12 protein-coding genes are annotated in these 11812 nt (G+C 53.6%); 4 read left to right on the top strand and 8 right to left on the bottom strand.

Annotated elements, in window-relative coordinates; genetic code table 11:
• The 6 genes from ybiO to rhtA all read right to left on the bottom strand — a co-directional run.
• Positions 1-1280: mechanosensitive channel protein (ybiO, locus tag ACZAHD_RS11295; protein WP_462456847.1), on the bottom strand; the 1280-nt coding region annotated here is incomplete at its 3' end.
• A 116-nt stretch (positions 1281-1396) separates the two neighbouring features.
• Positions 1397-2119: a glutamine ABC transporter ATP-binding protein GlnQ gene (gene glnQ / locus ACZAHD_RS11290; protein ID WP_004859814.1), complete on the bottom strand. Its 723-nt coding sequence runs from the start codon at positions 2117-2119 to the stop codon at positions 1397-1399.
• Entirely contained in the window at positions 2116-2775 is a 660-nt protein-coding gene (gene glnP / locus ACZAHD_RS11285) for a glutamine ABC transporter permease GlnP (protein WP_100684049.1), read from the bottom strand. The genes glnQ and glnP overlap by 4 nt, the downstream gene beginning before the upstream one ends.
• Before the next feature lie 149 nt (positions 2776-2924).
• A complete protein-coding gene (glnH, locus tag ACZAHD_RS11280; RefSeq protein ID WP_462456846.1) occupies positions 2925-3671 on the bottom strand; it encodes a glutamine ABC transporter substrate-binding protein GlnH in 747 nt (248 codons plus the stop codon).
• A 417-nt stretch (positions 3672-4088) separates the two neighbouring features.
• Positions 4089-4592 (bottom strand): DNA starvation/stationary phase protection protein Dps, encoded by a 504-nt coding sequence (gene dps / locus ACZAHD_RS11275; protein WP_032688708.1) that lies wholly within the window; start codon positions 4590-4592, stop codon positions 4089-4091.
• 249 nt (positions 4593-4841) lie between these two features.
• On the bottom strand, positions 4842-5729 hold the full coding sequence (rhtA, locus tag ACZAHD_RS11270; RefSeq protein ID WP_462456845.1) for a threonine/homoserine exporter RhtA: 888 nt from the start codon (positions 5727-5729) through the stop codon (positions 4842-4844).
• Between the two features lie 353 nt (positions 5730-6082).
• Between rhtA and ompX the strand changes: the two genes are divergently transcribed.
• Complete coding sequence (gene ompX, locus ACZAHD_RS11265; protein WP_462456844.1) at positions 6083-6592, top strand: outer membrane protein OmpX; 510 nt, start codon at positions 6083-6085, stop codon at positions 6590-6592.
• 112 nt (positions 6593-6704) lie between these two features.
• Here ompX and ACZAHD_RS11260 read toward each other — a convergent pair whose 3' ends face one another.
• Positions 6705-8282 (bottom strand): phosphoethanolamine transferase, encoded by a 1578-nt coding sequence (locus ACZAHD_RS11260; protein ID WP_462456843.1) that lies wholly within the window; start codon positions 8280-8282, stop codon positions 6705-6707.
• A 269-nt stretch (positions 8283-8551) separates the two neighbouring features.
• Positions 8552-8677: a manganase accumulation protein MntS gene (gene mntS / locus ACZAHD_RS11255; RefSeq protein ID WP_462456842.1), complete on the bottom strand. Its 126-nt coding sequence runs from the start codon at positions 8675-8677 to the stop codon at positions 8552-8554.
• 181 nt (positions 8678-8858) lie between these two features.
• Here mntS and mntR point away from each other — a divergent pair, with 181 nt between their 5' ends.
• From mntR to ACZAHD_RS11240, 3 genes are all read left to right on the top strand, one after another.
• Positions 8859-9332, top strand: coding sequence for a manganese-binding transcriptional regulator MntR (gene mntR, locus ACZAHD_RS11250; RefSeq protein WP_100684043.1), 474 nt, complete (start codon positions 8859-8861; stop codon positions 9330-9332).
• A complete protein-coding gene (locus ACZAHD_RS11245) occupies positions 9329-10441 on the top strand; it encodes an SLC13 family permease (protein WP_462456841.1) in 1113 nt (370 codons plus the stop codon). The genes mntR and ACZAHD_RS11245 overlap by 4 nt, the downstream gene beginning before the upstream one ends.
• Positions 10442-10548: 107 nt before the next feature.
• Positions 10549-11589, top strand: a complete 1041-nt coding sequence (locus ACZAHD_RS11240) for an aldo/keto reductase (RefSeq protein ID WP_462456840.1) — start codon at positions 10549-10551, stop codon at positions 11587-11589.
• The last annotated feature ends 223 nt before the right edge of the window (positions 11590-11812 follow it).

The following is an 11812-nucleotide window of genomic DNA, read 5'->3' as shown; positions in this document are numbered from 1 at the left end:
GCCACTTTGAGCGCGACGGAGATCCAGTCGTTCAGCCGTTTTTGCAATTCAGGATAGTTGCGCTGGGTCTGCGGCGACAGGGTGATGGCTTTTGCTATCCAGCGTGACAAGATACCGGAGAGCAGCGCAGCGGCGCCGATAATCGCCAGACTGCGAACCGTGGCGCCCATCATAAACTTCAGGCTGTTGCCGGGGTCGAACAGCGAAAAGAAAAACAGCACGATAAAGTAGAGGCAGGCCAGCCAGTGCCAGATGAGCGCAAAGGCGCGGATAAACAGGCTAAAGAAGGCCAGAGAGCGGTTTGCCAGGTGCAGCAGCCCTTGGGTAATCCGCGCTTTATTACGGAAAATCAGATACAGCGCCCAGAGAGTGATGCACAGCATAATGACCACATTCGCCAGCGCTCCGACCTGGACGTTGACCTGACTGGAGATAATCGGCACTACGACAATCAGGCCGTAGCCAATCAGACTGCTCAGCGCGCTCAGACGCAGGCTCCAGTACTTCGCGCTGTCATCGCTGAGGTTAAACGGCCTCAGATCCGCCACTCGTGGGCAGAAAATCAGCCGCAGAATAGCTTTAAAAAACTCAATTAGGGCGAAGGCGTTCAGAAACAGGCTTTGCTGAAAGGCGATCGTCCGGTTCCCGCCGTTAAACCGATCGCTGAGCATCTGGCCAACAAAGAGCGTCAGCGCCAGCAGGAGCAGATCGAAGATAAACGCGCTGGCGATGGTGGCCGGAAGCTGTAACCAGTTACCGCGATCGTGGTTTTTGCGCCGCCCCCACTGACCCATTTTGCGATACAGCGGCAGCGCGGCGAGGCGTACCAGCCACCAGAAGGCGAAAACCAGTACGGTCAGCAGCAGGAAATGGCCCGCGGCGTTGCGAAAGGTTTCGGCGTGGAAAGGTTTGTGCGCAGAGGCGGTGATATTGCGCCACAGCTGAGAGAAACGCGAAGCAAAGCGTTCACCGTACTCACGGCTCACCTGGGTGACGTTTTCCAGTACCGTTCGCTCATCTTTCTCTTCCGGCGGCGTCAGCTTTGGCGTGCTGGCCGGCGGCGGAGTGGCGGCGGCCGAGCGCAACTGGTCGATCAACTCCTTACGGGCGGCATCGTTTTCCAGCACGTCAGCCAGCGCTGCATAGGCGGCTTTTTTTTTCTCGAGGTCAGGTTCACTGCTGGCGGGTTGTTCAGCGGTCGCGGTCGGGACGCCGGGCAGCGTCGCTGCCGAAAGTGGAGCGGTAAACAGCGTTGCAAGCAGTAACAGGATCCACGGCACGGGCGCCTCCGTCTCATTCCAAAACCATTAAGTATAGAGGTTGATCACGAGAGAAGCGGTGTGGGATGTGTCTGGAAAGTCAAAGCGGCTCCCCGCCTGCGGGGAGCCTGGGGATATCAGGCGACGTGCTGCAGGAACTCGCGCAGACGCGGACTTGGCGGATTTTTCACCAGTACCTGCGGATCGCCATCTTCTGCGATTCGCCCTTTGTCGATAAAGATCAGTCGCGATGCCACTTTCTCGGCAAAGCCAATCTCATGGGTAACGATAACCATCGTCATCCCTTCTTCCGCCAGATCCTGCATCACTTTCAGCACTTCGTGGCGCAGTTCCGGATCCAGAGCCGAGGTCGGTTCGTCAAACAGCATCATTTTAGGTTTTACCGCCAGGGCGCGAGCGATGGCTACACGCTGCTGCTGACCGCCGGAGAGCTCGGAAGGGTAGTGGTGCGCGCGTTCGGCGAGCCCCACTTTTTCCAGCAGATCTTTAGCCAGTTTTTCGGCGGCCTCTTTTTTAGCGCCGCGTACGCGTAGCGGCCCGAACATGACGTTCTCCAGCGCCGTCAGGTGCGGGAACAGATAGAACTGTTGAAACACCATCCCGGCTTCCTGACGGATCAGGCGCTCGTCGACTTTCGGGTCATTCACCTTCAGGCCATCGACGATCAGTTCGCCGCTGGTGATCTCTTCGAGTTTATTAATACAGCGCAGCAGCGTTGATTTCCCGGAGCCGGATGGCCCGATAATCACCACGACTTCGCCTTTATTGATCTTCAGATCGATATCGTGCAGCACCTTGGTTGGGCCAAAGTGCTTGGAAACATTTTTAAATTCAATCACAGGATTTTCATCCTTCTTTCAAGACGACGCAGAATAAAGCTCAATACCAGGGTGATGATCAGATAAATCACGGCAACGGCGCTCCAGATTTCCAGCGCGCGGAAGTTGCCGGCAATAATCTCCTGCCCCTGACGGGTCAGCTCGGCGACGCCGATGACGATAAAGAGCGAGGTATCTTTGATGCTAATGATCCACTGGTTACCCAGCGGCGGCAGCATACGACGCAACGCCAGCGGCAGAATCACGTGGCGGATAGTTTCGCGACGGGACAGGCCAAGCGCCAGGCCGGCTTCACGGAAGCCTTTATGAATTGAGAGGACTGCCCCGCGGGTAATTTCTGCGATATAGGCGCCGGAGTTGATCATGATGGTCACGACCGCTGCCGAGAAGGGATCAATGCGAAGATCATTGAACGCCATCGGCAGGGCGAAGTAGATAAACATGACCTGAACCACGATTGGGGTTCCGCGAATGATCTCGATAAAGACTAACGCAACATGGTTAGCTATCCAGCCACCAAAGCAGCGGGCGAAACCGGCGACGAGGCCGATTATCAGGCCGCCGGCCAGGCCGAGGACGGAAATCCACAGCGTCATTTTGGCGCCTTCCAGCAAAATTGGAATGGCAGGCCAGATGGCACTCCAGTCAAACTGCATAATTCGTTCCTGTTACCGTGTCGAAAAACAGAGGCGCACCTCTGAGAAAAAGTGACTCAGGTCTGCGGCAAGGTGATCCCCGGATGGTGGCCAGCGCCCTATCCGGGTGAGCAGAATTCAGCAGACCTGTAAGCGATCAACGCTGATTATTATTTTGGCTCAGTACCGAACCATTTTTTGTAAATTTCGTTGTAGGTGCCGTTTTCACGCAGCGTTTTCAGCGCACCGTTCACTTTCTCGCGCAGCTCGTCGCTGCCTTTCGGGAAGGCGATACCGTAGTTTTGCGCTTCCAGCGATTCCCCGACCGCTTTAAACTTACCTTGGCCAGCCGTTTTGATGAAGTACAGGATGTTTGGCGTGTCGTGCAGAACGGCATCGGCGCGGCCAGTACCCAGCTCCATATAGGCGTTATCGATATTCGGGAACTGACGCAGGTCTTTGGTTTTGATATTGGCTTTGGCGTAATCAACGGAGCCGGTACCGCCTTTCACTGCCAGGACTTTACCATTCAGGTCCTTCACATCTTTGATGTCGTTGTTATTGGCTTTCACCATCACCAGCAGACCGCTCTTATAGTAACCATCGGAGAACTCGATCGCTTTCTTGCGTTCTTCAGTGATAGTAATCCCCGCCAGTGCGAGGTCGATGTTTTTCGTTTGCAGAGCAGGGATGATGCCACTGAAATCCATCGGTTTCAGGGTGTAGTTCAGTTTTAGCTCTTTCGCGATGGCATCCCACAGGTCGACATCAAAACCGACATACTTATCACCTTGCTTAAATTCAAACGGAACAAACGCAGTATCGGTCGCAACAATCAGTTGTTTTTCAGCGGCCTGAGAAGAAACTGCAAAAGCCAGGGTCAGTGCAGCCAGTGAAACTTTTAATACAGACTTCATAGTATTTCCTTTTTTATCCACGGGACGATCCCCTGCGAGAACGTTTAGCTATATGAAAAAATCGTGCCAGTTTTACAACTTATTGTTTTATAACAAACGAAGTCTATCCTGTTGCACGTTTTCGGTTACAGGTTACGGTAATCGCACTGTAATGGGGCGTCATTCTGGTGCGTCATAAACGTACCGAATAACACGTTCATTTTTAGCGCAAACACTGATGGTAAAACAATCTTGCTGTAACGATTGTGTGAGGTGATTATTACAATTGTTTTACTTTTGTACTTATTTTGCGCATTGTTGTGCACTGAAATAGTGCGCCAGGGGAGTGAAGAAAAAAATCAGGTCAGAGGTCAGGATAATCTGAAAAAAAACCGCCAGCCAGGCTGACGGTGATTGGTTACGCGGGAGTGTGCTGGATTATGCGATGTTGGCTTCAATGAACCACAGGAATTTATCCAGGTCACGGGAGGCCGCGGTAAAGATATCGGCTGTGTCTTCATCTTTTGCTTCGCCGATCGCTTTACGCACGTCATTAGCCACAATCGCGTAGCGGTCAGCCAACTCTTTCAGGTGATCCTGAACGCTGTGAATATCCAGCGGGTAGCTTTTTAGCGGGGTTTTGCTGTTGATAACCTGAGTGGTGCCCAGCGCGACGCCGCCCAACTGTACAGCACGTTCAGCCATTGTATCGAGGTGGTCGGTCAGGGCGGTGCGGAAGCCATCCAGCATTTCATGAACGGCAATAAAATTGGCACCGCGCATATTCCAGTGAGCCTGCTTGGTAATCAGCGACAGGTCAATGAACTGGATCACCTGACGATTCAGCAGCTCGACGGTTGCTTTCTTCTCATTGTCTGCAACATCGTTGCGGGTATAGAGCAGATCGGATGCTTTCGTTTTAACCAGTTTTGCGGTACTCATAGTTTCATATCCTCTTGATATTTATACTCGTCATACATCAAATGTGAATTAAATGGAGCGCTTGTCCCCGGTTACTAATGTGATTAAGTATAGCAATGGATTGAGGGATGGAGAGGGTGGTAGTCCCTATCGGTTTGATAGTACGAGGGCGTTGGCTATTTTGAAAAACGCGTGAAACGGCGTAAAAAATCAGCGTGGGCGCGCGGTTCTGCACGACGCGAGACCATCGTGCAGAAAGGGTAACGTCAGCTAGCGGATGTCCACTTTTTCGATTTTACTTTCCCGATGCATCGTCAGCGTCGAACCCATCGAGGCGAGGATAATAGCCCCGAGCGCCAGGGTTTGGGTAAAGGTCAACGTCTCCCCGAGAAAGACCATGCCCGATAGCGCTGCGAGCGCCGGTTCCATACTCATCAGCGTGCCGAACGTGCGGGTGGGCATACGGGTGAGGGCAATCATTTCCAGCGAGTAAGGCAGCGCTGTAGAGAGCAAGGCGATGGCCAGTCCCAGCGGCAGCAGCGACCACTGGAACAGCGTGTCGGTTGCCTGCAGCATGCCCAGCGGCACAAAGACGGCGGCGGCAATAAGCGACCCCATCGCCACCGTTGCCGGACCGTGTTCTTCCCCGGCACGCTGACCGGTCAGAATATAGACGGCCCAGCAGCTCCCGGCGCCCAGCGCCAGCAGCGCGCCGGTCAGATCGACCTGCGCGACGTCTTGCCCCAGCGGCAGCAGGAACCACAGCCCGAGCACGGCCAGGATTACCCAGACGAAATCGAGCGGACGTCGCGAGCCAAACAGCGCGACCGCCAGCGGCCCGGTAAACTCCAGCGCCACCGCAATCCCCAGCGGAATACGCTGAATCGATAAGTAAAACAGATAGTTCATTGCCCCCAATGACAGACCGTATAAGAGAAGGGGCAGACGCTGCTCTGCGGTAAAGCGCAGCCGCCAGGGCTTGAAGATGATCGCCAGAATCAAGGTGCCTAATGCAAGGCGCAGAGCGGTCACGCCGGGAGCGCCGACTAACGGGAACAGCGATTTCGCCAGCGAAGCGCCACTCTGGATAGAGACCATGGCGATTAAAATAACCAGTGTCGGCAGCCATGCCGGTATTTTGCGGGACGAGCCGGGCATCCTTTCTCCTGTCAGGGTTTGTCAGGTGCGGTAAAGCTTCCAGTGTAAATGAATTACCTGGCGACGGTTTATCTATTGTTGAAAAAAACGGGTCCTGGAAGCGTACAATACGGCGAGATGCGAAGAGAAATTAACCGGTTGATTAGGATTAATCTGGATGCGCGTGCGGGGATTTATCGGCCTTAATAGTGGGGTATTCGCCAAAAACGGTTGTTTTCCAGTTTGTTACAGAATTATGGAAACTTTTGGTTACATGAAAAGGTATATTAGACAGTGTAAAGTCAAAAGAGTTTCCCGAGAATTTTTGATATATTTAAAACTTAGGACTTATTAGAAACACATTTGAGGTGGTTATGAATAAAATTGCACGTTTTTCAGCACTGGCCGTTGTTCTGGCTGCATCTGTAGGTACCGCTTTCGCTGCAACTTCTACCGTTACCGGTGGTTATGCTCAGAGCGACATGCAGGGTGAAGCTAACAAAGCTGGCGGTTTCAACCTGAAGTACCGTTACGAGCAAGACAATAGCCCGCTGGGTGTTATCGGTTCTTTCACCTACACCGAAAAAGACCGTACTGAATCTGGCGTATACCAGAAAGGCCAGTACTACGGCATCACTGCAGGTCCGGCTTACCGTCTGAACGACTGGGCTAGCATCTATGGTGTCGTCGGCGTCGGTCACGGTAAATTCCAGGACAACAGCTACCCGAACAAGGCCGATATGAGCGACTACGGTTTCTCTTACGGTGCAGGTTTGCAGTTCAACCCGATCGAAAACGTTGCTCTGGACTTCTCCTACGAGCAGTCTCGTATTCGTAGCGTTGACGTTGGCACCTGGATCGCTGGCGTTGGTTACAGCTTCTAATCGCTTCGGTGATATAAAAAATCCGCCTCACAGGGGCGGATTTTTTTGCCTGAAATACGTGGCGTTAGCGTTCGCCCGATTTGCCGCCGGGCTTCCCGGCGGCGGGCCTGGTTTAGTGGGTCGTGAACAGATCGGTACCCAGATGGGTATAGTCCACTTTCTGAAGCTGGAAATTGGTGATATAGGTCGGCCCGGCGCCTTGTTCAGAGATGAAACGGTAGCGAGGTTTAATCTCGGCGGCGCTGATTCCAGTCCACTGCGAGAAGAACCCAAGGAAATCGTTAGCAGAGCGCCGTGCTTTAATCACTTTATGCGCTTTATCATCGCTGGACAGCACCATAAACGGCACCTGGAAATTCTGCTGGTACTTATCGTCGTGCGCCAGGTACTGAACCTCTTTGCCGCGTTCTTTAAAGGCCAGACCGTGATCGGAAAAATAGGTCATCGAGAAGCTTTCACCAGAATTCTGTAGTTGATGATAGAGCTTGCCAAGCAGCGTATCAGTTTGCGTAATGCTGTAGAGGTAGCAGGACGTTTCTTTCGATTGCACAAAGACGGTATATTTTCCTTTGGTGCGATCGCAGGCCTGCGGGTGAGATCCCATCAGATGCAGGACGATCAGCTGCGGCTGGGTCCGCTGTACGGAGAGTACCTGCTCGGTTAGCTTTAACAACTGCTCATCCTGAGTATTTTTATTGGCCTCAAAGTCGCCATTTTTGAGAAACTGCACCTCATCTGCACGCTTTGCGATGCTGGCTATCGCCGTATCGTATTCGCCAATCTGACCCTGATTGGAAAACCACCATGTCTGGAAGCCGGCGCGGTTCGCCAGCGTGACGAAGTTATCCTGGTATTGCGGCTTGCCATCCATCACCCGGTTGAGTGTTAAGCCGAGAGATTTTTGCGTCGAACCGCTGGCGGAAATGTAGTCATTAAACAGATAGCCGTTAACTGAACTGGCGAACGGCGTGTTGTCCCACTGGCCGCCAAAAGCCCCGAGCGCATCGCGGCGCGCGCTCTCTCCGATGACCACGACGTAAAGCTGATATTTGGGTTTGACCGCCAGCACATGCCAGCTGTCTCGCATATTGGCCAACTGGGTCATGCGCGCCTGTTCGTCCAGCACTTCATTATTGTTGACCACCACGTCTTTCACGAAACGGAAGGCGGGGTAGCCGGTATCAATCACTTTGAAGACGCCGCCCCAGACCAGATTCTGCACCGGCTGCAGAAAGAAGATGCCGATGCTGAACAGCAGTCCGAGCACCTCCATTTTGCTCCACGGATTACGCTCTTCCGGTTTGCGGCGCACGGCAATCACGCCCAGCGCAAAAATAAAGACCCCCAGCAGGTAGTTGTACCAGGGAAAGATGGTCAGAATTTCCGTGGACTCTTCGACGTTGGTGGCGTGAAGTGCCAGCAGCGTGTTGAAGTTGGGGGCACCGTAGGCCTGGCCAAACGGGTAATAGAAGGCGGCAAGCAGCGAGTAGCCTCCTACCACGACTTTTTGTGTTCGCGGGGCATGACGCCACAGCAGATGTAGCACGCATGTAAACGCGACGGTATAGAGCAGGCTAAATTCATAGCCGAGTGCGAGGTTAATCAGCAGAGACTGGAGAAAATAAAATCCTGTCCACGGGTTAGGGACCAATCCGCGAGCGACCAGCGTTTCTTTCAGGGTGACATTCATAGTTATTAATCAAAAAGACGCCATGTGCATCCCCTGGCATCAAGGGGTAAAACCTGCTGGACAGTGCCTGAAGAGGGTCTCTGCGAGCCGCAGTAGTGGCAGGGCTGACAAAAGATAGGGCTTGCAAATGATAAGGTCAACCAGACATAACAGATTGTTTTGAGAGGAAGCTTACAAAACTTGAAAAAAGTGGTGAGAACGCGGGGAAACGGATCAGTTTGACAGGGTGTTGTGACAGAAAAATGAAGCGGCGTACCGCGACGCCGCATTTAGTGGTGGGGTTTTTCCTGGCGATTCTTGCCGTTTATCATGTCGCACAGCATGTGAATTAGCATTAAGCGGACTTGAAAAGGGGAATGGGTAAACACGCGTAAGCACCTCTTGAATTCGTTCATGGGACCTCCTGTAATTTCGCCCTTCGCTCCTTGAAGGATGTCTGTATTACATACAGATATAGCACAGGCTATATTTTATAGCTATGGCTAAAACGTTAATTTTTTGTGCTATGGGCCCAATCATTTACAATGGGGCTCTTTTGAGATGATGCTTGATGCGTCACACGTATGAGGAAGCACAATGAACCGTCGCGCGGGTAGACCTATAACAAAAAAAGTGACGCAGCTTGTTAATGTTGAAGAGCACGTTGAAGGGTTTCGCCAGGTACGCGAAGCCCACCGCCGGGAGCTGATTGACGACTACGTTGAATTGATTTCAGATCTGATCCGCGAAGTGGGAGAGGCGCGTCAGGTTGATATGGCCGCGCGTCTGGGAGTCTCCCAACCAACGGTGGCCAAAATGTTAAAACGCCTGGCCAGCGTCGGATTGATTGAGCAGATCCCATGGCGCGGGGTCTTTTTAACCCCGGAAGGCGAGAAGCTGGCGCATGAGAGCCGCGAACGCCATCAGATCGTCGAGAATTTCTTACTGGTTCTGGGCGTTAGTCCGGAGATAGCCCGTCGTGACGCAGAAGGGATGGAACATCACGTCAGTGAAGAGACCCTGGCAGCATTTAATCAGTTCACTGTTAAATACGGGCGGCAAGGAGAATGAATCTTCCGTTTATCCAGTCTCTGGCTCGCGATCGTTTTCTGCATTTACTGCTGATCATCGCCTGTGGCTTAAGTTTCTTTGTCCCGTTTGCGCCAAAAAGCTGGCCCCAGGCTATCGACTGGCATACGATTATCACCCTGAGCGGCTTGATGCTGCTGACCAAAGGGATTGAGCTGAGCGGCTACTTTGATGTGCTCGGCCGCAAAATGGCGCGTCGGTTTGCCACCGAGCGCCAGCTGGCCATTTTTATGGTCCTTGCGGCGGCGCTGCTCTCGACGTTTCTGACCAATGATGTGGCGCTGTTTATTGTCGTACCGCTCACGCTGACATTGAAAAAGTGGTGTGCGATACCGGTTAACCGGCTGATTATTTTCGAGGCGTTGGCGGTCAACGCCGGATCCTTGTTAACACCTATCGGCAATCCACAAAATATCCTGCTGTGGGGGCGCTCTGGCCTCAGCTTCCTTGGGTTTATCGGGCAAATGCTGCCGCTGGCGGCGGCAATGATGCTGACACTGCTGGTGCTGTGCTGGTGCTGTTTCTCCGCTACCCGCCTGCATTTTCAAAGCGCGGACCGGGCACTCTCCTGGCAGCCGAAGCTGGTGTGGAGCTGCCTGGCGTTTTATCTGATATTCCTGACGGCCCTGGAAATGAAACTCGAACTGTGGGGCCTGGGGCTGATTATTCTCGGCTTTCTGCTGCTGGCGCGGGCGGTGATTATCCATGTGGACTGGTCGCTCCTGCTGGTCTTTATGGTGATGTTTATTGACGTTCATCTGTTGACGCAGCTTCCCGCGCTGCATCAGGTTTTAAGCGGTGTGGGCCAACTTTCTGCCGGCGGTTTGTGGCTGTCGACGATTGGCCTGTCGCAGTTTATCAGCAACGTACCGGCCACTATTTTGCTGCTCAACTATGTTCCTCCGTCGACGCTGCTGGCCTGGGCGGTCAATGTTGGCGGCTTTGGCCTGCTTCCCGGCTCGCTGGCCAATTTGATTGCGCTGCGTATGGCGTCTGATCGCCGCATCTGGTGGCGCTTCCATCTTTACTCTCTGCCTCTGCTGCTGTGGGCGGGGTTGGTGGGTTACGCATTGTTATTATTCATCGCCTGATTTTCAGAGAATTGGGCAAGGAACAGACAGAATCACCCCATTCGCCCGCTCCGCCGCGGGCGTATAACGTTAACGCTGAGGTTTAATATCCTGATGAGGAGAGTCCCATGCGTTATCAAAAATTCGGAAACACCGGCCTGTTTGTCTCCCGACTGTGTCTGGGCACCATGACCTTTGGTGGCGAAGGCGGTATGTGGGGAAAAATTGGTCAGTTGCGCCAGGCTGAGGCCGAACAGCTGGTGGGCAGTGCGCTGGATGCGGGCATTAACTTTATCGACACCGCAGATGTCTATTCTGGGGGACGTGCGGAAATGTTAACCGGTCAGGCGCTAAAAAACCTGAAAGTTTCGCGCGAGAACGTGGTGGTCGCCACCAAAGTCTTTGGCGAAACCGGTACCGCCGGCGTCAACTCCCGCGGCAGTTCGCGCTTTCATATCATGGGGAGCGTCAAAGAGAGTCTGCGACGGCTGCAGCTCGATCATATCGATCTTTATCAGCTCCACGGTTTCGATCCGGCAACACCCATCGAGGAGACGCTTTATGCGCTGGATAACCTGGTGCAGCAAGGGCATGTCTGCTATATCGGTGTGTCAAACTGGGCAGCCTGGCAAATCGTGAAAGCGCTGGGGATTTCAGCGCGCCTGGGGCTGTCGCGCTTTGCCTCCCTGCAGGCCTACTACACGATCGCCGGGCGCGATCTGGAGCGCGAGATGATTCCGATGATGCAGAGTGAAGGCGTCGGTTTGATGGTCTGGAGTCCGCTGGCGGGGGGGCTGCTGAGCGGGAAGTACGATCGCGACGGTCAGTCTGCCGAGGGAGGCCGTCGGCAGTCCTTTGATTTCCCGCCGGTAAATAAAGATCGCGCCTTTGACTGCATCGATGTCATGCGCGGTATCGCGGAGGCTAAAGGCGTTTCGGTCGCGCAGATTGCCCTTGCCTGGCTGCTGCATCAGCCGGCGGTCAGCAGCGTGATTATCGGCGCCAAACAACCCGGGCAGCTGGCGGATAACCTCGCCGCCGTCGATATTCAACTGAGCGAGGCGGAGCTGACCCAGCTGGATGCGGTCAGCGCTCTGCCGCGCGAATACCCAGGCTGGATGCTCGAGCGCCAGGGCGAATATCGCCGCGATCAGCTCGCACAGCAATAAATACAGACCGTTGTCTGGCCGGATCGGTGTTCCCGATCCGGCTTTTTTATTGATAACTGAAAACCACGTCCTGTGGGCGTGGTCAGCAACAGGTTTTGGCTCTGCCTTATTGTCATTGGATTTAAATCTTGCAGAACTGGCAGAGGCTTTTTTTTAAGGATTTTGGTACGCCCCTATGGGGCGTTATCAATGGCACCTGCTATGCAGGTGGTTTTTTTACTTG

It is taken from the genome of Raoultella sp. (assembly GCF_039594335.1).
Taxonomy (GTDB): Bacteria; Pseudomonadota; Gammaproteobacteria; order Enterobacterales; family Enterobacteriaceae; genus Klebsiella.
Note: the sequence above shows the minus strand (reverse complement) of the source record. Positions and strands in the feature narration are given on the sequence as shown.